Genomic DNA, 24,342 nt, shown 5'->3' with positions numbered 1-24,342 from the left:
GATGTATCGAGGCGTTCGAATTGCCGCGGTAGTACCGGCCTATAAAGAAGAGAACCACATCGCACAGGTGATCGAAACGATGCCTGATTTCGTCGATGACATTGTCATTGTTGATGACTGCAGCCCGGACGACACGTCCGGGGCTGCCCTTCGGGCGGATGACGGCAGGGTCACCTTGATTCGGCATGAGGTCAACCAAGGTGTGGGTGGCGCCGTCCTGACGGCGCATAAAGCGGCAATGGAGCTGGGCTCCGACATCAACGTAGTGATGGCCGGCGATGCCCAGATGGATCCGGAGTACCTGCCCCAGCTGCTCGATCCCGTGGTGGATGGTTATGGCTTTGCCAAGGCCAACCGCTTCTTTTCAGGTGAGTCTTTTGCCGGTATGCCTGGCTACCGCATCTTTGGCAACATCGTTTTGTCGTTCATGACAAAACTAGCCTCGGGTTACTGGCACATCTTCGACCCCCAGAATGGCTACACGGCGATCCGGACGGAAGTTCTTCGCCGCCTGCCAATGAATAAGGTGGCCGCACGCTACAGCTTTGAAAACGATCTCCTGATTCACCTGAATATCCTCGATGTACCGATTGTGGATGTCCCGATTCCTGCTGTTTACGGCAATGAGGTTTCCAGCATCAAGCTCCGGAAGGTGATCCCCGAGCTGCTGGCCATGCTCTTTGGCGGCTTCTGGCGCCGTGTTTGGTGGAAGTACATGGTTTGGTCCTTCTCAGCCGTGGCTCTTCTGTTGATCGCAGGCATCGCACTTATCGTCATGGGCCCTCGTGGCTGGGATATGGGTTCTCGCCGCAAGCGTAGGATCTCCTACCGCAGGATCGGTGATGTTGGCTGTGGTGCCCTTTGTTCTGGGAGTTCAGATGCTGCTGGTATCCCTCCAGCTGGACATACAGGCAAGTCCGAACAGACCAACGATGCATCCCATGAAGGAACGTACGTAGGGAATTCCTGCAACAAAAGGGGGAGGGTCAGGACGCTTGGCGTCCTGGCCCTCCCTTCTCTTTCCTGCCGGGTCACGTCTGTGCTGCTAGGGGAGCGACGTGAACCCTCCCCAGCCCCATCCGACCTGGCTCCGGGAGAGCCATCCTGATGTTCCGTTGCCGGGGTACAGGAAGAGGTTGCCACCGGAGTCGCGTGCAAGCACATCGTTCTTGCCGTCTCCGTTGAAGTCGCCGGGGCCCAGGATCGCAGTCATCCCGCCCCAGCCGCTTCCCACCTGGACCCTGCTCAGCCAACCGCCCGCACCGTTGCCTGGATAGAGCCATAGGATTCCCGACGTGTCCCTGGCCAGGACATCAGTCCTGGTGTCGCCGTTGAAATCGCCGGTACTCAGGATGGCCGTCATGGAGTTCCAGCCGGTGCCAATCTGGGCGCTGGATGCAAAGCCACCAGTACCGGTTCCGCGGTAGAGCCATAGGACACCAGCCGAATCCCGCGCCAACACATCGGCCTTGCCATCGCCACTGAAGTCCCCCGGCGCGAGGATGAGCGTCATGCCCGCCCAAGCGGTGCCGGCCTGTACCCTGGGCTGGAGCCCGCCGGTCCCGTTTCCGGGATAGAGCCAGAGGACGCCATTGGTATCGCGTGCCAGGACGTCGCTTCGTCCATCACCGTTGAAGTCCTTGGTGGGAACGATCGCGTTCAGCGTGTTCCAACCAGTTCCCATCGAACGTTGCGTCAGCCAACCACCGCTGCCATTACCAGGGTAGAGCCATAGCGTACCGCCACTGTCCCGTGCCACGACGTCGTTCTTTGCGTCACCGGTGTAGTCCTTCCATGTGTTGGCCGGAGGCGCCGTCACGGTGTAGGCCCCTGGCTGATGATTGCCGAACTGTTGTTGGACGGATCCACTGCGAAGTACTTCAGGGTCATCGCAGCCGTCAGCGTGATGGCTGTGGCGTACTTGTTGGCATCTGTGGCAGTCGGAGTGGTGCCGTTGGTTGTGAAGTAGATGCTCGATCCCGCTTCATTCACAGTGAGCGTGATCTGCTGGTTCACCGGGTAACTGCCCCCGGGCGGAGTCGCAGTGACCACCGGTGGGGTGGTGTCCAAGACCGTGTAGGCGTTGGTAGTGACGGCAGAAGCATTTCCATATGCGTCCACGGCAAGGGCCTTGACGGTGGTGTTTGCCGTGAGTGCGAAGGGGCTCGAGTATGCTTTCGTGCTTCCCGTGACTGCGGTAGCAGGCGTCGTGCCATCCGTTGTGTAGAGGATGCTTCCAGGTTCGCTGGAAGTCATGGTGACAAGCTGGCCAGAAGCGTATGCTCCGGCGGCGGGCGTAACCGTCAGAACCGGGGCAGTGTTGTCAAGGACGTACGTCTGCGTCGCTACCGTTGATGAGTTGCCCGCGGTGTCGCGTGCGAAGTACTTCAACGTCATTGAGGACGTCAACGGTATCGGTGCGGAGTAGACAGGACTGGACGTTGTAGGCGTCGTGCCGTCGGTGGTCACGTAGATGGTGGCTGCTTCGTTCGCCGTGAGGCTGATGGTCTTGTTTGCCCCGTACGTTCCTCCGACGGGATCGACAGAGACCACAGGTGGCGTGGTGTCCGCAGCGAAGACAGTGACATTCCTGGTTGCTGTGGAAGTGTTTCCTGCATTGTCCCGCGCTTCCACGACGAATGTGAAAGTGCCACCGGGTACGTTGGTGTACGACTTTGGCGATGTGCACGCCGTGAAGGCGTTTGCGCCCAGCTTGCACCTGAATCCGGCAACATCCGTGGACGTCGAGGCAAAGACGAACGACGGCGAGGTGCCGACTGTTGCGCCTTCTGCAGGAGAACTGATGGACACCTGTGGTGCGGTCAAATCCGTGGTGACACTGACCGATGCCACAGTGCTGATATTGCCTGCCATGTCTGTCGCCCGAACCCGAAGGACGTGCTGGCCCTCGGTGCTGAGGTTGAAGACGTACCCGTTACTGCAGGCTGTGAAAGTCGTCGTGGAATCGACCGAGCAGGACAGGACAGTGCCCGTCTCCGAGGTCACGCCAAGGACGGGCGCACCATTGACCGTTGCTCCAGCCGCGGGTGAGGTGATCACGGGAGCGGCGGGCGCGGTCAGATCAACCGTGAATGCCCGGGACACGGGAAGCCCTGACGGTGCCGCACGAACGGAGAATGTGTAGGCACCGTTGGTCAGAGCGGTGGCAGGCGTAAACGTGCCACCGGTGCACACTTGCCAGACCGGTGTTGCAGTGCTCAATTGGAGACTGCATTCAAGGGCGCCGCCCGGAGGCGTTGAGGCCACTGTGAAAGTAGGAGTGGAGTCGTTGGTGAAGGCCGGGTTGGCTGCCTGGGTTCCGTCTGCCGCCGTCGGGCCGCTCACGATTGAAGGTACGACTCCACCGAGGGTGAGCAATCGTCCCTGCTGGGTTGGCTTGGCAGGATCCAGCTGACCCGGGTCTTCCATGAGCAGGAGCTTGCCGTTGCGCATTGACAGACCACCAATTTTGCTGAAACCGAGGGCCCATTGGTTGTCGACGGCGTTGGTAGCCAGGTCAATACGCGAAACTGTGTCCTTGCCGGCGTCGGCAGTAGTGGTTCCAATACCCGTTCCCGTGTACAGGACCTTTGGTGCCTGCCGGTCGTAGTAGATGGCCGTCGGCTTGCCGACGTTGTAGACCGGCGCTGGTACGAAGTTCGTCAGCTCCGCGTCCTCGGGTGCCGTGAACATGGTCAGTCCTGACGTTTCAGCGACGTAAACCACGACTCTGCCCGCGCTGTTGCGGTACGTGGCAGCAAGGCCCAAGGAGCTTGAGCCAACCGAGGCGATGGATTCGATGCTCGGATGCAGGGCCGTTGGATCCGCGATCTTCACAATCGAGCGGGCATTGCCAAACGACAAATAGATGTTGCCATCGGGGGCCGTCACTGACGGCATTCGGACGGAGGTCTCCGTCGAAAATGGTCAGTTGGCTGTCATAGTCGAAGATGCCTGTGCCGGGCTTCCAAACCGCGCGGACTACCTCGGAACTTCCGACGGCGGCATCCGGAATGAACGCGATTTCGTCGCCCGAGCCGCGATTGGCGGGAGACGGATCAATCATGGCAGGAGCTCCGGCCAACGCGGGCCCCTTTTTATGGCCAGTCAGGGTGCCCCCGAGGCAGGTAGCTGATTCGAGGCCGCCTGGTGTAGCGCCCGCAGCTTCGGTCACCCGGCAGAATCCGGCACGCGCGTCCGAGACCCAGATCCTTCCGGCCGGGTCCACCACCGAACCAGCAGCCTTGGTGAGACCCACGGCGATGGTTTGGCGGGCTTGGTCGGCGTTGGCAGCCCCTGCTGTGAATACACCTGTGAGCGCTGCCGAAGCCAGGCAAGCCGAAGCGATCAATGCGGTGAGTTTATGGCGATGCCATCCGCCAACCATCCCGCTGAGCGCGGAGGGATGGGAGTTTCCATGAGATGTTCTGGAGCTACCGGCGAACGCAAGACACGCCAAACCAAGCTGAAGAACACTGCGATTGCGCGTGTCCACCGAGGGATCCCCACTTCATTCGGATGCTCCCCAGCTCCGCATGCATTGGTTATTCGCCCCACGCCGTTTCCGGCTGCGTCTACGTACATCTTCCCCCAATTTTCACATTTGTCACTAGGTACTTTTTGATGCGGGACGTTTTTTTCTTCACCGTCGTCCTTTCCCGACGTCTCGACCGCACATACCTTGACCGCACATACCTTGACCGCACATACACTGCCCCGCACGATTGAGGTGGAGGTCAGAATGCGCAGACTGTTTCCGATGGTGGTGCCGCTGGTGATGCTGTTGGTCGCCTGTACTCCATCGCCCCAATCACCCCCGGGAACTGGTACGTCGTCGACAACAACAGCCACCGCAACCACCAGCGCGACGGCGGAGCCCAGCCAGTCGCCGTCGACGGTTCCCGGTAGTGGCACCACAGGTGACGGCGAGCCCTTGGGCGACGGTGATGAACCTGGCCGCTACGCCTATCGATGCACGAGCCTTGACGCCTCCCCGGAAGTCCAGTTGTCGAGTCTCGCCGAGGTCTGGGCTGCCACCAACTACACGCGGATGGGCTCCTGCGAAGTTACTTACACAGGACCGCAGCCATTCGAGCCAACTCCCCGGGAGGCAGAAGCAATTTCGACGGCGGCACCCCAGGGAGCGGGCGACGATGACGGACTTGCAGTGATGTTGGACGTCCTCCGCCTCTGTACGCGGGTCAGTGATGAAAGCGGGCCGGGCGGTTTTGAGGAAGCCGGGCACGGGACGTTGCTTGCAGCGGCCTCACTCTGCCCGGACGCGCCGCAGGGCAAAATCATCGCAGCGTGGGCCGATGGCACACGGATGGCTGATGGCAGCCACGCTGTTGGAGATTCGGTGCAACCCGGCAAATATCAAGTCGTCAAGCAAGGCCCGTCCGCAGCAGATTGCAGGTGGTCCGTAACGGACGCGCGCGGTGCCATTGCCGCCGAGGGAGGACCTCCAGCAGCGGGCGAAGGCGTCGATCTTGCTGCCGGCCAAAACTTTACTAGTGACAAATGCGGAATTTGGGGGAAGATGTACTAAGACGCAGCCGGAGACGGCTTGGGGCGAATAACCAATGCATGCGGAGCTGGGGAGCATCCGAATGAAGTGGGGATCCCTCGGTGGACATGCGCAGGCGCAGTGTTCTTCAGTTCGGCGTGGCAGCTATTGCCTTGGCCGGTTGCTCAGGAACCAATGTAGATACTTCCCAACCAGCCGCACTTGATATGGCGCCTGTGGTCGCGAACGACGACAAAATCCGCCGGGAACGTCCGGAACCCCTGACCCGCTACCAGTTCACGTGTACGGCGGGCCGATGGCAGCCTCATAGGCAAGTTCTCGAGCCTGGACGAAGTCTGGGCATCCACCCGGTATATGCACGTCACTGACTGTCAGGTCGACTATGTCGGAAAAGGGCCACATATCCTGACTGCGGAGGAGACAGCCGCAGTCAATGCCGCCCTTGCAGCGGGTGCCGCTCCCGGGGATGCCTCTGCTCTCTGTCTGCGCATCATCAAAGCCTGTACCCGGACCAACCCCAGGACACTCGCAGCCTCGCTGGGCGCATATGGGGTTCCTGTTGTGAAAGGTGCCCTGACGCTTGCGCCGCTGGCGCCGCAGGCGGCTGTGCTCACCAAGTGGCTTAAGTCGGAAGTGCCCGGATAGCCGCATAGTCGCCTGGTGCGCAATCAACTTGAAAGTAAAAGGCGCGGACCCCTTGGGGGCCGCGCCTTTATGGTGTCAGTCGCTTCAGGCAAGCAAAGTATTCATCGCATTGATAAGGGTGGTTTCCACGCCATTCGTACCCGCCTTGAAATGGGCAAGGTGCCCATAGACGGTCATTGAACCACCAGCAATTCCCGGGTAATCCGGCTCCCAGCCACCCTCATAGCTGCCGAGTGGCATGTTGGGCGGAAAAAATTCATTGCTTGGTATGTAGCAGCAGGATTCATTGGCATATCCGCCGACGATGATGCCATTGGTTCCGCCGTTGCGATTCCGGAAATACGCCCCATATCCACTGACGAGCTCGCCGCCGATCATGGCGATCTTCAGCTGGGGGCTTCCGTTGAACTTCCACACTTGGAACGGGGAGGGCACGGCGGTCTTGTAGCTATTGCTGTCGATGCGTCCGATCATTACCTGCGCGTGACGCTGGTACCACTGCGGCTGGCCATCGGGGTTCCCTAAACGGGCCACATAGGCGGCACGCACGGCGGCCAGGTTGCTGGCCGTCGCTGTGATGTCCAATGGAAGCTGCACCTCCTGGTACCGCGTCACCATCGGGCCGCTGAGTGCCCGGCCGGCCGACTGCATGCTTGAATTGACCGTGGCGCCGAGGGCGTCTCCATGCTGGTCCCTGAGCTCCCAGCTGCGGACTCCGCCCGGGTCCTGGTCCCCAGCGGGTCCCTGCACAAACATGGCAAAACAATTCGGGTTACGGTTCTCGATGTAATTGCAGGCACCTGCTGCGAAATCTCCGTCAAACAGCGTGCGCAAACCTGCACTGATGGGGTGGCACCCGTAGCTGAAAATCACAGCTGCAGGTGTGCCGTTGCCGCGCCTGGCCACGAGAATGGGAACGGCCGTTTCCGTATAGGGAAGCCCCACTCTATTCCCGGAAAAATTCTGGGTTGAGACTTTGTAGTCGAAGGTCACCGCAATTTGGTCGGCATCCAAGGCTTCCTGGGCAAGATTCACGACAACGTCTTCCAGGTCGTCACTGTATGAGCGGATCAAACCCAAATCTGCCAGTCCATAGGCCATGAAGGGATGCAAAGTGTCGATCAGGGCGGGACCGTTATGCGTGTGCGTCGCTTGGATCAGGATGTCGCTGCTGGACCAACCTGCAAGTTGAATGATCCTGTCGCGGATCCGTTGATGCATGGCTCGAGGCAGCGCCAGAACGTCCAACGAGATGATGATGTGGGGATGCGTGTCTTCCCAGATGAGGATTGCCCGGGCATAGAGGGGCTCGAACGGCGAACTGCTGGTGGCCTCGCGTCCGCCATCGGTGGTGCCATATCCGGCCATATACGGATTGGTGCTCAGCGAAGGCGTAATGTCAGCGCTTGCAGTTCCAACTCGAAACGCCATAAAAGATCACTCCTTGATTGTGCGCAATGGGTGATCCTTGCCTGCCCCCAAACAAAGTCCATATCCCGAAAGCGCTGAACAGCCAATACGTGAGACCACCTTCATTAGACCATGTGATCCAGCAATTTAGGCCGCTCCCAGGCGATATTTATCGCGGTCGGAACCCCGCAGTCCGCCGGGAACAACGGAGGGCCCGTTCGTGGAAGATTTCCACGAAAGGGCCCCGGGAAGTGGACTGTCTGCGTACTATTTTGCCGCTGGTGCCAAAATCGTCAGGGAATTCCAGCCTGTGCCGATCCGTGTGGGTGTTCCCCACGTACTGTTTGAACCCACCGGGTAGTACCGCAGCTCGCCTATGGTGGTCCGGGCGATGACACCGCTGGAGCCGGCTCCGGCAAATCCGCGGATGGCACCGAAACCAGTAATGACGTTCCAACCTGTTCCGACCACCGCTGCGGCTTCCTGCATGAAATTGCCGGTGCCGTTGGAACGGTACAGTTTCAGATCGCCCGCTGCGTTTTTCGCCAGGAGATCGGCATTGGAGTCTTTATCAAAGTCCATTTGAACTATGTCCAGGCCAGTCCAACCGACTCCGATGGAGATACCGGTTGACACCGTCTTTCCGGTGGGGTTGCTGAAGTAGTACAGGCGACCCGTGGAGTCGTACCCTACGATTCCGGGATGTGCATCGGCCTTTTTCCATGTCCCAACGCTGAGCGTCCAGTCCTTCCAGTTACTGCCGAGGGCGATGGGAGCCCCAAAACCGCTGCCTGTCCTGCCCGGGTAGACGTTTAGCCGGCCGTCCGCCCACTGCGCCACGATGTCCAGGGCGCCGTCTCCGTTCCAATCCGTGACGAACCCGGCCTTCAGGCCGGCCCACCCTGTTCCGATGAGGTCCTCCGGCAGAAGCGCAGTGGTACCAGTGCCGGGATAGCGGTAGAGGTTGGCATCGGTACGGACCGCGACCACATCCTCCTGGTCGATGCCCAGTGTTGTCTCAACATCCAGTGGAGCGTCGCTGATCCGGACCGCGTCATCCCAACCCAGTCCGATGAGGCTCCGGTCGCCCCATGAACCCGCGACGGCCGGGTAATAGTAGAGGTCACCGTTGGCGGTGCGGGCATGGAGTCCCTGGGAGCCGGCGCCGCTGAAGCCGATTGCTGAACTGACCGACGTCATGCCATTCCATCCGGAACCGATCACCTGGGCGGCCTGGTTGAGGAAGCTGCCCAAGCCATTCGAACGATACAGGCGAAGGGTGCCGTCAGAGGTGCGCGTGACGACGTCCTGACTACCGTCGCCATCGAAGTCGATCTGGTTCAGCTGGTGGCCGCTGAAGCCTGTCCCAATTAAGGCGCCACCCCCAAGCGCTCCACCTCCTGTGTTGGGGTACCGGTAGAGATTGCCCAGATAGTCCTGTCCTATAACGCCCGGATAGGCATCTCTGGAGTTCCACCAGCCCACCGTCAGGGACATCTCCTGCCAGCCGGAGCCGACTTGGATGGGAGCATAGAAGCTGCCGCCTGGAGCACCCCGGAAGACCTTCAATGTTCCGTCGGACCACTGGGAAAGGATGTCCTGGACGCCGTCCTGGTTCCAGTCGACGACGTACAGCGATTTTGCGCCGGTCCACCCCGAACCGATGGCAAATGGACCAGTGATCCGGCCACTTCCATCGGCCGGAAATACATCGAGCCTGCCGGTTGAGCTTGTAGCCAGGAGATCGGCACCGGACTTGATGGATGGGTTGGAGGGTGCTGAGGCGCCTCGGGCGAACGTCCTCAGCTGATCGTAGCTGCCGTTGAAGATGTTGGAATCACCTTCGAACGGCCCGGTGCTGCTGTACTGCCACATGGTGTAGTTGCCCCAGCTGGCGGGCAAGGATCCAGGAGAGTTCGTGGGGTTGCTCCAGTACGAGGCGATCCAGAGCGGGTAACTCCCGAACGTGGAGTTTCCTACACACGTATTCCACCAGTCAGTGGTGCTGTAAATGACGGGAAAGCGCCCCGTCAGGGCTTTGACTGTATTGCCGAAATCGGCAGCCCACTGGCCAAGCTGTGCCTTGGACATGTTGTAGCACGTGTTGCCGAAGTAGAAGCCATTGATGGTCCGTCCGGCGTAGGGGTTGTACTCGATGTCCAGGACAGGAGGAAGTGTGTAACCGTCCGCTGTCCATCCGCCGCCATTTGCCACGAAGTATCTCGCTTGGTCCGCACCCGAAGACCAGTTGGGGATGGCGAAATGATAGGCGCCGCGAACCATGCCGGCGTTGCGGGAGCCGTTGTATTGCTGTGCATAGTTTTCGTTCAGGTAATAGTTGCCCTCGGAGGCCTTTACGTAAGCCCAGCGGGATCCTTCGTTCCATTGGCTCTGCCAGTCGACGTTGCCCTGGTGCGCGCTGACGTCCTGTCCTTGGATACCGATGGTTGGCCTCCAGTGACCTGGATCGGCGTCCATCGGCACCACCTGTCCCACTGTGCGTGCGCCGGCAGGCCCGGAATTTCCGTTGCCTTTCTTTGCCGTCATGACCCTGGGGGAGCGCTGACCCATTTCTGCCCCGCCAGCCGGAATTGCGGCGCGCATTGCAGCCTTCATGGTCTCGGCGTCCGGAGCGTTGCCAGGCATTGCTTTGGCAGTTGGCAGCGCAGCTGGATCGTCCACAGCGGGACCCACGGCCGGCTGTGGAGCAACAGCAGGTGAAGGTTCGACGGCGGTGGGCGTCTGCGGCTGGTTGGTCACCGTCGGGGCGCTGTTCGAGGGGCCCCCGGAACCGGATGGAACGAGCGAGCCCGCTGCGGGCGGCGTCTGCGCAGCGATGGGCGCGGGAGCAGGGCGCGGGCCGGAGTCCTCCGCCCATGCAGGAATGCCGGGAAAAGTCCCCGCAAGGACGACCAGGCAAATGGCGATTCCAGTCCTTGCAAACGGCATGCGGCGGACCGACTCTACGGGGGTTCTTGTCATATCCAATTCCGGCCCTGTGCCGCGGCTCAGCGGCGCATGGTGTGGCTTGCTGACAAGCTCCGGGGCGGGCGCCTGCGCATGGGACCAAAGGCCAGCTCCTAACGGGCTTTACCCTAACATTCCGAAACTGGAGTGACTAGTGGTACAGGCGATACTGAAGGGACTCTTGTTCCAATAGTTATCCACAACCGCCTAAGCAGGACTTGGCGCCTGGGAGTGGCTCCCATAGCGTAGGTCATTCGAGATACGCCTCTCGGATACGGACGCGAAGGTTTTGGGGGAAATATGGAGGCCGTTGGGATTGTAGAGGGTGAGGTCCGCGAACTTATCAGACGCCGCGGCTTGGACCCCTTCGAACAAAACGCGGAAGTCCGACGCCTGGTTGAGGACGCGGTCAACGATTATGACGAAAGGGCTCTCCTTGGACCGCTTCCGCCATTGGGACATCTGGACACCGCCCGCAGGCACGTCTTTGACGCCGTAGCGGGATTTGGTCCGTTGCAGCCCTTCCTGGATGATCCTGGAATTGAGGAAATCTGGATCAACGCGCCGCACGAAATCTATGTCGCGCGTAATGGAGAGTCCGAGCTGACGGGAATCACCCTGACCGGGCAGCAAATCCGGGACCTCGTCGAACGGATGCTCAAGAGTTCGGGGCGGCGGCTGGACCTGTCGTCGCCGTTCGTGGATGCGGCCCTGCCGGATGGGTCACGGTTGCATGTCGCCATTCCAGACGTGACCAGGAAGCACTGGGCTGTCAACATCAGAAAGTTCATCGCCAGGGCGAACCGGCTTGAGCATCTCGTCGAGTTGGGAAGCCTCACAGCCCAATCTGCCAGGTTCCTTGGTGCAGCGGTTGCAAGCGGACTCAACATCCTCGTCTCCGGTGCCACCCAGGCAGGGAAGACCACCATGTTGAACTGCCTTTCAGCAAGCATTGGCTCACGTGAGCGCGTTGTAACCGTTGAAGAGATCTTTGAATTGCAGCTCCCTCTGCGTGACGTCGTGGGTCTCCAATGCAGGCAGCCGAACCTGGAAGGTCACGGAGAAATTCCATTGCGAAGGCTCGTTAAGGAAGCCCTTCGCATGAGGGCCCTGACCGCCTGGTGGTTGGCGAAGTCCGCGAAGCCGAAAGCCTGGACATGCTGATCGCGTTGAATTCCGGGCTTCCCGGCATGTGCACAGTCCATGCAAATTCGGCCCATGACGCCGTCACCAAGATTTGCACCCTGCCTCTACTGGCAGGGGCGAACATTTCCAGCGCGTTCGTCCTGCCCACCGTTGCCTCGTGCATTGACTTGGTGGTGCATTGTGCCCGGCAGGCCAATGGGCACAGGCAGGTCACCGAAATCCTGTCGTTGGGACGCCGTGTGGAAAACGGGGTCATCGAATCCTCGGTGGTGTTCCGCATGCTTGAAGGGCAGTTGCGGCCCAAAGCCAACTCCATGCCGGCGGTCGAAAAGTTTGCCGTGGCTGGTTTTGATGTGGCCGCGCTGCTGGAGCTGAACTGATGGCCCCGCTATTGGGGATCCTTTGCGGCGGTGGAGCATTACTTATCTGGTGGTCCACCTGGGAGCATCCGCCAGAGGTCCGGGCCAGGGAACCCCGTCCACGACGGCTGGAACTTCTCTTGCTCTCGGCAGGCATAGAAAAGGTCACTAGTGCCGGCCTCCTTCTCAGTTGCACTGGATGCGGAGTCATCGCGATGCTCCTGTTCTTCGTTGTGACGGCGTCATTGCCCGTCTGCCTTTGTTTCGGAATCTTTGGCGCATGGATCCCTTTTGGACTCGTGCGTCGGCGGGCGCGGAAACGCCGTGCCACCCTGCGCCAACTGTGGCCCGATGTTGTTGACCATCTCCGATCCGCCATTCGCGCCGGACTGGCTTTGCCGGAGGCCTTGATCCAGCTTGGACACAACGGGCCGGACGAACTGCGGAGCCTGTTCCTGGATTTTGGTGCCGACTATAGGTCGGGCGGGCAGTTCGATGCGGCGGTAAACAAACTCAAGGACCGCCTGGCGGATCCGGTGGCTGACCGGATCATCGAGGCACTTCGCATGACCCGGGAAGTGGGCGGCTCCGACCTCGGGCGCATGTTGGGTACATTGGCCGGATTTCTTCGGGAAAGCGCCCGGACGCGCAGCGAACTCGAGGCCAGGCAATCGTGGACGGTCAATGGTGCCAGGCTTGCTGTCGCAGCGCCCTGGATAGTTTTGGTGGTCATGGCCGGGAGACCTGAAGCCATGCTTGCCTACAACTCCGGAATCGGGGCTGTTGTGCTGCTCGGCGGTCTTCTTGTCTCGGTTTTGTGTTACACAGTCATGCTGCGCATTGGGGCATTACCCGAAGATGAGCGGGTCCTGCGATGAGCACCTCCACTGCCACCGCCACACTCCTCGGACTACTCCTGGGCGCAGGGACATGGTTGATCCTGGTGCGGCTTCCATTCATGCGTGGCCGGACATTCGCAGAGCGCATCCACCCGCAGCTTAAGTTGCAGAACCTGGAGTCGCGCCTTCTTCGGGCGCCTACGCATAATCTGACACCCTTTGGACCATTGGAACGCATTCTCCGCCCCGTTATCCAGGACGGAATTGGCTACTTGTCCCGCTTTAACAGTGGCGGCCCAGCTTTGCGAAAGAGACTCGCTCGAGCCGGGTCCGCGAAAAGCGTGTTGGATTTCCGGGCGGAGCAACTGGTGTGGGCTTCAGGCGGCTTCCTGCTTGCCGTGATCGGCGTAGGGCTGGGTGCTGCCTCCGGACGATTCAGCCCGCTTCCCTCATTGGTGTCGGTAATCGGGGCTGCCTTTTGTGGATACGTTCTCCGCGATTTCGTGCTCGGCCAAAAGATCAAGCGCCGCGAATCGGTGATCCTCGCGGAATTTCCCAGCCTTGCCGAACTCATGGCACTGGCAGTGGCAGCCGGCGAGAGCGCAGTGGGTGCGATGGACAGGATCTCACGTACCTCCACGGGCGAGCTCGCCAAGGAATTCAGTGCGGTTCTGGCCGATACGAGATCAGGAAAGTCACTGGTACAAGCACTCCAGGCGTTCTCTTCCCGAACAGAACTGCCGCCCCTCGTCCGATTCGTTGACGGATTGGTTGTGGCCGTGGAGCGGGGGACTCCGTTGGCCGATGTACTTCGGGCACAAGCTGCCGATGTCCGCGACGCTGCGAAGCGGGAATTGATGGAATCAGCCGGTCGAAAAGAAATCGGCATGATGGTGCCCCTGGTATTCGGAGTCCTTCCACTAACGGTCATTTTCGCAGCGTTTCCAGCACTTGCCGCCTTGCAGTTGAGCCTTTGACGGGACAACGCGGCGCCTTGACCAGCTAGTTCCATCCACTTATCGCTCATTGCCAGCAATACCAACAAACATTGGGGAAAAATCATGAAGAAGTATGGACGATCGTTTTCTGCCGGTAACACGACGAGTTGGCCCTTTTTCTCGTGGACCGTCGCTGTGATGGCGCGTAATGCGGCGTCAGGGCTGGAACACCGTGAGCGCGGGGACGTTCCCGGGTGGGTGATGATCACACTAATGTCCGCAATATTGGTCGCGGGGCTCCTGGCGATTGCATCGCCAGCATTGGCGGACCTCTTCACGCAGGCCATGGCCAAGGTGGGCAGCTAGGAGATGGGGCAGGCGTGTTCCCGCAGGCACCTTCACGCGCTCTGCCTGCCCTGCACATTACGACGTGCCTGTGCACCTAAAAGTGCGGAACGAGGTTCCGCAGTTATCGATTTCGTGATGATTGCTGCCCTGTTGACGTTGCTGTTCATGTCGATCATTCAACTCACGCTCGTCCTTCATGTCCGAAACACGATTATTGATGCCGCCGCGTCCGGAGCGCGATATGGAACCCTTGCGGATCGAACGGCAACGGACGCCCAGGCGAGGACGTCCGAACTGATCGAGACGGCGCTAAATGGAGATTTCGCGGCGGATGTGACCACCGTTGAAAGGAATCTGGATGGAATCCGGGCATTGGAAGTGACCGTGAGGGCGCCTATGCCACTAGTGGGGCTTATCGGACCGCGTGGAGTCATGGAGGTTACCGGACATGCTGCCCTTTCAAACTGATGTCCCGGCTGCGGTTCCGTTTCCTGCTTCTCAGGGGAATCGTTGCAGGCACCGGCTGAACAAGGCTTGGCAGTTGGCGTCCGGACCATATCAAGCCATATCTACAGCGGGTACCGACGTCGAAAGGCAACGTGGCAGTGCCATCGTGGAGTTTACGTTCCTTGCACTGCTGCTCATGGTCCCGGTTGTCTATTTCCTGGTAACCGTGGGCCAGATCCAAGGCGGATCCTTCGCAGTGGTGGGTGCGGCGGATCAGGCGGCCAAGGTCTTTGTTTCCCAAACTGAACCCGCCCTCGCGAGGGCCAGCGCAGAACAGAGCGTCCTCGTGGCGTTGAAGGACTACGGCTACCCGGCGCAAGCCGCCAAAATGGAGATCACGTGCGACCAGGCAGACTGCCTTTCGGCAGGTGCGGCAGTGACAGTTTGGGTTCGACTGACTGTCCCTTTGCCCATGGTTCCGTTTGGCGACTCGCTCCATCTGGACGCTGCCGTGCTCAATGCCTCTGCCACGCAAGTCGTGGGCCGCTTTAAGTGAATCGTCAACGCGAAGAGCGGCCATAAAGATGGCGATGGGGCGGATATCGTGCAAAGAGGAAGAGGGCCAGATGACCGTGCTGATCGTGGGGTTCGTACTTCTGGCACTCCTGTTGGCCGCTGTGGTGATGGCTACTTCGGCGATTTACCTGGAGCACAAAAAACTTCTGTCCTTGGCTGATGGCGCAGCACTTGCTGCTGCAGACTCCTACGTGGTGGGTGACATCGAAGGAAGCATCGCGCCCTCGGCCCCCGCTCGTGGACGAGCGGGTGCTGGGCGCGGTTAGTAAGTACCTGGGAGACAGCGAAGCCTTCTCCATGCACGATCACTTGGAAGTTTCTCCTGAAACCGGCAGTTCACCCGGTGGTACAGCGGTGGTGGTCTTAAGAGCCATCGCCCATCCGCCCTTGGTCACCTTCCTGCTGCCTGAGGGAATCCCCGTTGAAGCAAGATCAAGTGCCAGATCCCGGCTGACCCAATAGCGACATGACGCAATCATAGGGACGTAATGACGGGACCCAGTCGGGGGAGTGCGGCTGATAGCGTACGCTGGAAAGACCATGGCTGAGATTGATTTTCCCGCAGAAATCCGCGCGCTTCGCGCCACTTACAGTTCCATCGAGAACGTCACCGATGTTGATGCCTTGAAGGCAGAAATCGCCGAATTGAGTGAGCAGGCTGGCGCGCCGGACCTTTGGGATGACCCCGCATCGGCGCAGGTTGTGACGTCGCGCTTGTCCCACCGGCAAGCCGAAGTCGAGCGCCTGTCCAAACTGGCCTCCCGGATAGACGACCTCGAAGTACTGGTGGAGCTCGGCCAGGACGAGGGCGACGAAGCCTCAATGGCCGAGGCCGCCAAAGAGCTTGATTCGATTCGCAAAGCCCTCGCCGAGCTCGAAATCGTCACCCTGTTGTCCGGCGAGTACGACGAACGGGAAGCCGTAGTGACCATCAGGGCAGGAGCAGGTGGTGTTGACGCTGCCGATTTCGCCGAGATGCTGATGCGTATGTACCTGCGGTGGGCGGAGCGTCACGGTTACCCCACTACCGTGATGGACACTTCCTATGCTGAAGAAGCAGGCCTGAAGTCCGCCACGTTCGAAGTCAAGGCGCCGTACGCATTCGGCACCCTGAGTGTCGAGGCGGGCACACACAGACTGGTCCGTATCAGCCCCTTTGACAACCAGGGCCGCCGGCAGACTTCGTTCGCCGCAGTCGAGGTCATCCCGTTGATTGAACAGACCGACTCGATCGAGATTCCGGACAACGAGATCCGCGTAGACGTCTTCAGGTCTTCAGGACCAGGAGGCCAGTCCGTCAATACGACCGACTCGGCCGTTCGCCTGACACACATTCCCACGGGCATCGTAGTGTCAATGCAAAATGAGAAGTCGCAGCTTCAAAACCGGGCAGCTGCCTTGCGTGTGCTCCAGTCGCGGTTGCTGCTTGTTAAGAAGGAACAGCAGGACGCCGAAAAGAAAGCCTTGGCCGGCGATGTCAAGGCGTCCTGGGGAGACCAGATGCGTTCCTATGTTCTCAATCCGTACCAGATGGTCAAGGATCTGCGCACGGAACACGAAGTAGGCAACACTTCGGCTGTCCTGGACGGCGACATCGATGACTTCATCGACGCCGGTATCCGTTGGCGCACCGGCAACCGTAACGCTGCCAGCTAGGGCCTCAGTCCGCGTACCGGGGACGTCCGATTCCACGACACGCCCCCGAAACCCCCGGAATCCCGGCTGCTGCGTGCGTATAGTCGAGTGGCCGGTGCTCTCACTTCCCCCATCGAAAGCCCGCGCTCCGGCTGTTGGACTGGGCGAGTACGTCATGTCCGGCGGGGTTCTAAAGGGCCATGATCAGATTTGAGAATGTCACCAAGGTCTACGAGCAGAATGCCCGACCGGCGCTCGATTCTGTCAGCCTTGAGATCAACCGTGGTGAATTCACCTTCCTGGTGGGCGCCTCAGGGTCAGGAAAATCCACCTTCCTGAGATTGATCCTCAAGGAAGACAAAGCATCCTCAGGTTCGGTTTACGTTGCCGGCCAGAACGTGGCCAATATTTCGAGCTGGCGGGTGCCCAAGCTTCGCCGGGGCATCGGTGTGGTCTTCCAGGATTTCCGTCTTCTCCCGCAGAAGAATGTCTTCGCGAACGTTGCGTTTGCCATGCAGGTCATCGGCAAGAGCCGCTCCATCATCCGGGAGACGGTTCCTGAGGTATTGAAGACCGTTGGCCTTGAGGGCAAGGAAAAGCGGATGCCCCACGAACTTTCAGGTGGCGAGCAGCAGCGCGTTGCGATTGCCCGCGCCGTCGTCAATCGCCCGGGCATTCTCCTTGCTGACGAACCCACGGGAAACCTTGACCCCATTACGTCCATGGGAATCATGGGAGTCCTGGACAAAATCAACCAGAACGGCACCACTGTGGTCATGGCTACCCACGACGACGACATCGTTAACGAAATGCGCCGCCGCGTGGTGGAACTCAAGAATGGCAAGGTCATCCGCGACGAAGCGAAGGCACTGTACACGTCCATGATTCCGGTTGTCGGTGAATCGCGACGGCTGAAGGACGCCAGTGGCGAGGAACTCAACCGCGCGCAGGGGGCACAGCTGTGAGGCTCCTTTTCATCCTCGGGGAAATCGGCAGCGGCCTGCGCCGCAACCTGTCCATGGTGATCTCGGTCGTCTTGGTGACCTTTGTTTCCCTGACATTTGTTGGCGCAGCGGGAATGCTCCAGATGCAGATCAACCAGATGAAGGGCTACTGGTACGACAAAGTCCAGGTTGCTGTCTTCCTCTGCAACGATGGCTCGACGGCGGTTGGTTGCGCCTCTGGGCCTGCCACCAAGGAACAGCAGGACAATCTGCAGGCAATGTTGCAGTCTCCGGCAGTCAAGCAGTACATCAACGACTTCCAATTTGAATCCCAAGCCGAGGCCTACAAACACTTCAAGGAGCAGTTCTCCAATTCGCCCATCGTTGATTCCGTATCTGAGGACCAGTTGCCGGCCTCGTTCCGTATCAACATGAAGAACCCCGAGAAGTACCAGATCATCAGCGAAACATTTTCCTCGCAACCCGGCGTTGAGACGGTCAGTGACCAGCGCCAGGTACTGGAACGGATTTTCTCCTGGATGAACGGCGCTTCTGTGGCCGCCATGGGCGTGGCCGCAGTGATGATCTTCTGCGCGGTGCTTCTGATAACCACGACGATCCGCCTCTCGGCGTTCAGTCGGCGCAGGGAAACGGGGATCATGCGCTTGGTGGGCGCCTCGAAGACAGTCATCCAGTTGCCGTTCATCCTGGAGGGTGTGATCGCCGCTGTTGTCGGCGCTTTGCTGGCTTCCGTGACGCTGTGGCTGATGGCACACTTCTGGCTCAACGGTGATCTGTCCAGGCAATTCCTTAACACTCCCTTCATCTCATCGACGCAGGTCCTGGTGATCGCACCGGTGCTGATTGCGCTCGGCGGTGGCCTGGCCGGGATATCCTCCTTGTTGACCCTCCGGCGTTACTTGAAGGTTTAGTGATGAAGGACGGGCGGCTGCGAATAACTCTGCTGACAAGCGAAAAGGACTCATGATGACCACGTTGGACCAGAACTCGCTGCGTCGGCGCCTTGCGTTCGGCCAAGCCAGGATTCTTGGTGGCGTCCTCGCCCTGGGCCTCGCGGTCAGCCTCCTGTCCGGTGTACCTACGGCCCATGCGGACAGCCTGGACGACCAGCAAGCTGCACTCGAGGCCGAATCGGCGCGCGTCCAGGCGTCCTTGGAGTTTGTGGACTCGAAGATCGCCAAGGCCGCGGGCGATCTGGTCATCTACCAAGGTCGACTCCCGGGCGCCCAGCAGGCACTTCTCGAAGCGCAGGGCCGCGTGGCCAGTGCTGTCAAGGAGGTCGAGGCATTGGCGGCCCGGGTGGAGCTCGCCCAGCAGAACAAGGCCAAAATCACTGAGCAGCTTGAGAGCGACAAGCAGAAGATCACCGATACCAGGAAACTGATCGGCCAAATCGCCTCACAGGCTTATAAATCCGGTGGCGTGCCCACCAACATCGCCCTGCTCTTCGGATCGAACGAGTCCGGCAGCCTGACAGACTCCATGGACCTCGCTGATCAGGCAATGCGCAGCCAGAACGCAGCAATGACCAAGCTGACGCAACAGAATGCCACCAACGTAAACTCCCAGGCCCGGCTGGCCGCCGTCGAGGCTGAGATCCAGGACCTGAAGGCCAAAGCCGACGCCGCGCTTGAGCGGGAGAAGGCTGCGCGCGACGAGGCTGCCAGCAAGAAAGCCGAAGTCGACAAGCTTATCGAGGACACCACCCGCCTGAATGGGCAACTACAGGCCGCCAAGCCTGGCATTGAAGCCGATCTTGCCCGGGTGAAGGCCGAACAGGATTCTGTTGCAGCCGAAATCGTCGAGAGGGACCGCAAGCTTCGGGAGGCGTGGGAGGCCGAGCAGCGTCGGCTTGCCGCGGAGGCTGCTGCTGCTGCGGCCGCCGCAGCAGCAGCGCAAGGAAGGCCGGCACCCCCCGAGCAACCGTATGTTCCGCCGGTGGGTTCGCCTTCCGCCTTTGGTTTGCGGCACCCCTTCGCCAGCTACGTACCCATCACCTCAGGATTCGGCTGGCGGGCAACTCCGCCCGGAACCATCGATTTCTACGGCACGGGTGGTTACATGCACACGGGCATCGACTTCGGTGCACCCTGCGGCACTCCTGTTTACGCAGCAGCCGCCGGTACTGTCTTCAACTCTGGTTGGAACTCGGCAGATGGCGGTGGATGGCGGGTCAAGCTGTCCCACGGGGTGGTGCAGGGCAACTCCCTGACGACCATTTACTACCACAACAGCAGCATTGTGGTGTCCAACGGGCAGCAAGTATCGCAGGGGCAACTCATTGCGTACTCGGGAAGCACAGGTAACTCGACGGGGTGCCACGCACACTTTGAAACCTGGTTGAACGGCGCCGCAGTGGATCCGATGACCCTCCTCTAGTAACCCGTCCCTTCGTCAGGGATAAGGGCCGGCGGGCTCTGGCGTACACTAGTTGAAATCCGCATCTAACAAGGAGTTCTACCGTGCCCAAGGAAAGTGGCCGTAAGGTAGTGGCCACCAATCGGAAGGCCCGGCATAACTACCATGTCCTGGATACCTACGAGGGCCGGCATTGCGCTGATGGGTACCGAAGTGAAATCCCTCCGTGAAGGCCACGCCTCCATGGTGGACGGCTTCTGCACCTTCTACAATGACGAACTGTGGATGGAGGGCATCCATATCCCTGAGTATCATCAGGGGAGCTGGACCAACCATGCCGCGCGCCGCCGTCGTAAGCTTTTGCTTCACCGCGAAGAACTGGACAAGATCTCCCAAAAGATCCGCGAATCCGGCTTCACCGTGGTGCCCTTGCAGCTTTACTTCCTGGACGGCCGGGCGAAGGTTGAAATAGCCATAGCACGAGGTAAAAAGGACTACGACAAGCGCCAAACGCTTCGAGAGCAGCAGGATAAGCGCGAATCGTTGCGCGAACTGCGGGAGCGCAACCGCCGCTAGGTTCGAACGTAGATGCACCCGCCCAGGACTTGTGTCGCGGGAATGATCTTCCGGGTGCATGCGTTATGATGGATAGTCCGGTAGGGATTTTATCGCTTGATGAATGCCTTGCCGGTTTGGTAACAAAATACGGGGATGATCGGTTTCGACGATGTTAGTCGCGACAGGTGAAGCGGGCCGAGGATGCAGAATTATCTCGTAAACGCTGTCTGCAAACCAATAAGTGCCGAATCTAAGCGCACTGACTTCGCTCTCGCTGCCTAAGCAGTAAGACAGTCCGTCAGCCCGGGGTTGCTATCGCCCCGGTTCCTGGCGTCATTTAGATAGCCACTGCTGTTTGCCTTCGTCATTGAGGTAAACGGGACTTTTAGATGACTGGGCCCGGATCAGCCACCTGTTCGCAGGATGGCTGGGGCCGAGAAAATCCGACGCGAACTGCGCCCGGAGAAGCCCTGACAAAACGACATCGGACGGGGGTTCAATTCCCCCCATCTCCACCGGAAAGCCCTCGGATCCTAGTGATCCGGGGGCTTTTTCTCTGTCCGGACAAGATGCCCTCCGGACAGGATGCCCTCCGGACAGGATGCCCTCCGAACAAGATGCCCTGGCCGTTCACCCACGGCGTAGGGGAACGAGGACTAGCCGGCCTGTCCTGGCCGTTGTACAGGGTAAGCACCGCGGTAGCAGGAGGCATGTGATGAGTACCGAGCCAGAGTTTGAAATTCCGGATGAAGGCCGGGATTCAGAAGCGCCTACGGAGCAGGATGACGACGCGGCCTTGGACGCGTACTCGCAGATCGTCATCCGGGTTGCGGAGTCTGTCACGCCTCATGTCGCCGCTATCGAGATGACGAGTGCGCGCAGGAACGGGCAGCTGCGTGTGGGCAGCGGATCGGCCGTGGTCTTTACCGGTGACGGGTACATGCTCACCAATGCCCATGTCGTGGCCGGTATCCAGTCCGGAAGCGCGGTGTTTGCGAATGGCAAGCAGACTGATGTGGAGCTCGTGGGGGCCGATCCGTTGTCTGACCTGGCGGTGGTACGAGGTCTCAAACCCACTCCGGCACCTGCCATTCTGGGTAACGCCGATTCGTTGAGGGTTGGCCAGCTGGTGATCGCGGTGGGCAATCCGCTGGGTCTTGCCGGATCAGTGACTGCCGGCGTGGTCAGCGGGCTGGGACGATCCATCCCCGTCCGTGCAGGCGAGCACCGGCGTGTGATCGAGGATGTCATACAGACTGACGCGGCCCTAAACCCGGGCAACTCGGGTGGCGCCCTGGCCGACACCCGGGGCCGCATCGTGGGCATCAACACGGCCATTGCTGGTCTGGGCCTTGGACTCGCCGTACCTATTAATAGGACGACCCAACGGATTATCGCCTCCCTGCTCAAGGATGGGAGGGTGCGCCGGGCCTACCTGGGTTTGGTGAGTACGCCTATCCCGCTTGATGCCAGTGCGGTGGTGCGGACTGGCCAAAAGGAGGGCCTCCGTGTGGTGGAGGTCATCGCGGCCTCGCCTGCGGAGTTAGCGGGGCTCCAGCCAGGGGACCTGGTGCTTCGGGCCCAAGGCAGGGCTGTCTCCAGTGCAGAGAGTCTGCAGAAGTTGCTGTTTGCCGAGGCCATAGGCGAACCGTTCCCCTTAACCGTGCTGCGGGACGGCAAAACGGTACAGCTGATAGCCGTTCCCTCGGAGATGAGCCAGCAATGACGAGCCAGCAACAATGAGGCGATGCTAGGCCTGGTCCTCGCGGACGTCCACCACGCCAACAAAGCGGCTGCCCACGCCTTCATATTCGCTGCGCACGTCACCCAGGAACAGTTCCGGCAGTTCACTGTTCTTATGGTGCCCGCAAAAGACGAACGAGAAATCGGGCCACCACTTCTTGGGCCGCACCGCTTCTGAATACCCACACACTGCGCAGGTCAGGTGGACCCAAACAGGCCGTTTGCCCGTGCGGTTGGCACGTGACTGGACCAGCCAGGCCGGTGGATTGTCCTGGAGACTACGTAGTTCCGCTTCTGAGAGCCGTGAAGGGATGCCGTGGCGCTGGGCCATTTCCATGGAGATATCTAGGGCCAATGCTGCGTCACGTCTGCTAATCACTGTTTAACGATACGGGACTTCGTCCTGGAGGAATGCCGCGTAGGCTGTGCACATGACGGATGCTGTGGCTTTGCTGCCGAGAACGCCGCTTCAAAAACGGGTGCTCATTGTGGCAATTGTGGCTTCTTTTATCGCCATCCTGGATGGTTTCGTGGTCAACTTGGCCCTCCCGGCCATTGGACGTGAACTTGGCGGTGGCTTGGTCATCCAGCAATGGGTGGTGGATGCCTATCTATTGACCCTCGGGGCGCTCATCCTCGTGGCTGGTTCACTATCGGACCACTTTGGCCGGGCACGGATCCTCGAATGGGGGCTGGCGGGCTTTGCCCTGACGTCGGTGATGTGCGGCCTGGCCTGGAACGGGGAAGTCCTGGTGGTGTCCCGCGCAATTCAAGGGATTGCCGGCGCGCTCCTCGTGCCCAGTTCGTTGGCCATGATCATTACGTCCTTCTCAGGACCTTCCCAGTCCAAAGCGATTGGCCAATGGTCGGGCTGGACGGGTGCTGCCGCCATCGTCGGTCCGCTCATTGGCGGCGTCTCGGTGGACATGTTGTCGTGGCGTGTGATCTTCTTCATCAACGTCATTCCCGCCGTCGCGATTTGGCCTCTGCTCGCGGGGCTTCGGGCGTCGGACGTGGCCAGGGACAAGAGCAAGGGAATCGACTACCTCGGCGCTGTCCTGGCCATGATCGGACTAGGTGGTCCCGTCTACGCCTTCATAGAACAGGGGCCGGATGGGATGGATGAGCGTCCAGGTGTGGCTGCCGCTCCTGGCCGGTGTGGCGGCGATGGTGTTGTTCCTGGTCCACGAGGCGAGGACCAGGGAGCCGATGTTGCCGTTGAGGCTCTTTGCCATAAGGAACTTTGGGTGGGGCAACCTTGCCACGCTCGCGATTTACGGTGGGATATCGCTGGGATTCTTCGTCCTGGGCATCTATCTCCAGCAGGTTGGAGGGATGGGGGCTACCATCGCGGGAATTGCTTTGCTCCCGGCGACCGTCATCCTGATGCTGACGGCGTCCTACTTCGGTGGGCTGGCAGGAAAATATGGTCCGCGATGGTTCATGACCGTGGGGCCGCTGCTATGCGCTGTGGGCTTTCTGATGTCCCTCTCCGTCCAGGAGCCACTGAACTACTGGACCCAGGTGCTTCCGGGGCAGATCGTCTTTGGCGTGGGACTCACCACCCTCGTCGCGCCACTCACCGCAGCGATTCTGGGCGCGGTGCCCCAGGAAGAGGCCGGGATTGGTTCGGCCGTCAACAACGCCGTGGCCCGTATTGCAGGCCTCATCTGCATTGCCTTTGCCGGCCTGATCGTTGGTCCGGTGTTCACCCGGCAAGGTTTGTACAATGCCTTGATTGTCACGGCGGCATTGTTCGTCATCGGGGCGGTGGCGTCCGCCGTCGGGATCCGCAACCCACAGCCCGAAGCGGCAGCTACCGTTGACAGCGCCACGGATACTGCGTCCGACGACGGCGGCTCGGCCAGCCAGCGTAGCTAG

General features: G+C 60.2%; 18 protein-coding genes, 1 other RNA gene and 3 pseudogenes. 17 read left to right on the top strand and 5 right to left on the bottom strand.

The window, feature by feature from the left end:
• The first annotated feature begins 1 nt into the window (after position 1).
• Positions 2-1,108: a glycosyltransferase family 2 protein gene (locus LDP01_RS06545; protein WP_224088054.1), complete on the top strand. Its 1,107-nt coding sequence runs from the start codon at positions 2-4 to the stop codon at positions 1,106-1,108.
• On the opposite strand, the gene LDP01_RS06540 is transcribed toward LDP01_RS06545, so the two are convergent.
• Together LDP01_RS06540 and LDP01_RS06535 are read right to left on the bottom strand one after the other, a co-directional pair.
• Positions 1,046-1,819 (bottom strand): FG-GAP repeat domain-containing protein, encoded by a 774-nt coding sequence (locus LDP01_RS06540; protein ID WP_224088052.1) that lies wholly within the window; start codon positions 1,817-1,819, stop codon positions 1,046-1,048. The genes LDP01_RS06545 and LDP01_RS06540 overlap by 63 nt on opposite strands.
• The gene (locus LDP01_RS06535) at positions 1,816-3,891 is read right to left on the bottom strand and encodes a chitobiase/beta-hexosaminidase C-terminal domain-containing protein (protein ID WP_224088050.1); all 2,076 of its coding nucleotides are present in this window, start codon (positions 3,889-3,891) and stop codon (positions 1,816-1,818) included. Before LDP01_RS06535 ends, LDP01_RS06540 begins: the two co-directional genes overlap by 4 nt.
• Before the next feature lie 850 nt (positions 3,892-4,741).
• Between LDP01_RS06535 and LDP01_RS06530 the strand changes: the two genes are divergently transcribed.
• Both LDP01_RS06530 and LDP01_RS06525 read left to right on the top strand, forming a co-directional pair.
• A complete protein-coding gene (locus tag LDP01_RS06530; protein WP_224088048.1) occupies positions 4,742-5,548 on the top strand; it encodes an Rv1352/Rv1906c domain-containing protein in 807 nt (268 codons plus the stop codon).
• A 333-nt stretch (positions 5,549-5,881) separates the two neighbouring features.
• Positions 5,882-6,172: a hypothetical protein gene (locus LDP01_RS06525; protein ID WP_224088046.1), complete on the top strand. Its 291-nt coding sequence runs from the start codon at positions 5,882-5,884 to the stop codon at positions 6,170-6,172.
• An 84-nt stretch (positions 6,173-6,256) separates the two neighbouring features.
• On the opposite strand, the gene LDP01_RS06520 is transcribed toward LDP01_RS06525, so the two are convergent.
• Positions 6,257-7,603 carry a hypothetical protein gene (locus LDP01_RS06520; protein WP_224088044.1) on the bottom strand — a complete coding sequence of 449 codons (1,347 nt, stop codon included), beginning with the start codon at positions 7,601-7,603 and terminating at the stop codon, positions 6,257-6,259.
• Between the two features lie 246 nt (positions 7,604-7,849).
• On the bottom strand, positions 7,850-10,564 hold the full coding sequence (locus LDP01_RS06515; RefSeq protein WP_224088042.1) for a GH25 family lysozyme: 2,715 nt from the start codon (positions 10,562-10,564) through the stop codon (positions 7,850-7,852).
• Positions 10,565-10,849: 285 nt separating this feature from the next.
• Here LDP01_RS06515 and LDP01_RS06510 point away from each other — a divergent pair.
• The 13 genes and pseudogenes from LDP01_RS06510 to LDP01_RS06450 all read left to right on the top strand — a co-directional run bounded on the left by LDP01_RS06510 (position 10,850) and on the right by LDP01_RS06450 (position 22,444).
• Positions 10,850-12,075 (top strand): annotated as a pseudogene (locus LDP01_RS06510) (ATPase, T2SS/T4P/T4SS family).
• On the top strand, positions 12,075-12,932 hold the full coding sequence (locus tag LDP01_RS06505; RefSeq protein ID WP_224088039.1) for a type II secretion system F family protein: 858 nt from the start codon (positions 12,075-12,077) through the stop codon (positions 12,930-12,932). Before LDP01_RS06510 ends, LDP01_RS06505 begins: the two are co-directional and overlap by 1 nt.
• Positions 12,929-13,870: a type II secretion system F family protein gene (locus LDP01_RS06500; RefSeq protein ID WP_224088037.1), complete on the top strand. Its 942-nt coding sequence runs from the start codon at positions 12,929-12,931 to the stop codon at positions 13,868-13,870. Before LDP01_RS06505 ends, LDP01_RS06500 begins: the two co-directional genes overlap by 4 nt.
• Before the next feature lie 372 nt (positions 13,871-14,242).
• Entirely contained in the window at positions 14,243-14,647 is a 405-nt protein-coding gene (locus LDP01_RS06495) for a TadE family protein (RefSeq protein WP_224091094.1), read from the top strand.
• A 73-nt stretch (positions 14,648-14,720) separates the two neighbouring features.
• A complete protein-coding gene (locus LDP01_RS06490) occupies positions 14,721-15,182 on the top strand; it encodes a hypothetical protein (RefSeq protein ID WP_224088035.1) in 462 nt (153 codons plus the stop codon).
• Between the two features lie 70 nt (positions 15,183-15,252).
• Positions 15,253-15,468 (top strand): pilus assembly protein TadG-related protein, encoded by a 216-nt coding sequence (locus LDP01_RS06485; protein WP_263433669.1) that lies wholly within the window; start codon positions 15,253-15,255, stop codon positions 15,466-15,468.
• A 274-nt stretch (positions 15,469-15,742) separates the two neighbouring features.
• On the top strand, positions 15,743-16,858 hold the full coding sequence (gene prfB, locus LDP01_RS06480) for a peptide chain release factor 2 (RefSeq protein ID WP_224088033.1): 1,116 nt from the start codon (positions 15,743-15,745) through the stop codon (positions 16,856-16,858).
• Between the two features lie 179 nt (positions 16,859-17,037).
• Complete coding sequence (gene ftsE, locus LDP01_RS06475) at positions 17,038-17,802, top strand: cell division ATP-binding protein FtsE (protein ID WP_216924001.1); 765 nt, start codon at positions 17,038-17,040, stop codon at positions 17,800-17,802.
• On the top strand, positions 17,799-18,713 hold the full coding sequence (gene ftsX, locus LDP01_RS06470) for a permease-like cell division protein FtsX (RefSeq protein ID WP_224088032.1): 915 nt from the start codon (positions 17,799-17,801) through the stop codon (positions 18,711-18,713). Before ftsE ends, ftsX begins: the two co-directional genes overlap by 4 nt.
• Positions 18,714-18,768: 55 nt before the next feature.
• Positions 18,769-20,181, top strand: a complete 1,413-nt coding sequence (locus LDP01_RS06465; RefSeq protein WP_224091091.1) for a M23 family metallopeptidase — start codon at positions 18,769-18,771, stop codon at positions 20,179-20,181.
• 83 nt (positions 20,182-20,264) lie between these two features.
• Positions 20,265-20,736 (top strand): annotated as a pseudogene (gene smpB, locus LDP01_RS06460) (SsrA-binding protein SmpB).
• 131 nt (positions 20,737-20,867) lie between these two features.
• Positions 20,868-21,236, top strand: a transfer-messenger RNA (tmRNA) gene (gene ssrA / locus LDP01_RS06455).
• A 194-nt stretch (positions 21,237-21,430) separates the two neighbouring features.
• Positions 21,431-22,444, top strand: a complete 1,014-nt coding sequence (locus LDP01_RS06450; protein WP_527249037.1) for a S1C family serine protease — start codon at positions 21,431-21,433, stop codon at positions 22,442-22,444.
• Positions 22,445-22,468: 24 nt separating this feature from the next.
• Here the strand turns inward: LDP01_RS06450 and LDP01_RS06445 are convergent, their stop codons facing one another.
• On the bottom strand, positions 22,469-22,798 hold the full coding sequence (locus LDP01_RS06445; protein WP_224091089.1) for a hypothetical protein: 330 nt from the start codon (positions 22,796-22,798) through the stop codon (positions 22,469-22,471).
• Between the two features lie 88 nt (positions 22,799-22,886).
• On the opposite strand from LDP01_RS06445, the pseudogene LDP01_RS06440 reads away from it, so the two are divergent.
• Positions 22,887-24,342, top strand: a pseudogene (locus LDP01_RS06440) (MFS transporter).

Origin of the sequence: Arthrobacter sp. StoSoilB13 (assembly GCF_019977255.1) — a bacterium.
In the GTDB taxonomy this organism is placed as follows: Bacteria; Actinomycetota; Actinomycetes; order Actinomycetales; family Micrococcaceae; genus Arthrobacter.
Note: the sequence above shows the minus strand (reverse complement) of the source record. Positions and strands in the feature narration are given on the sequence as shown.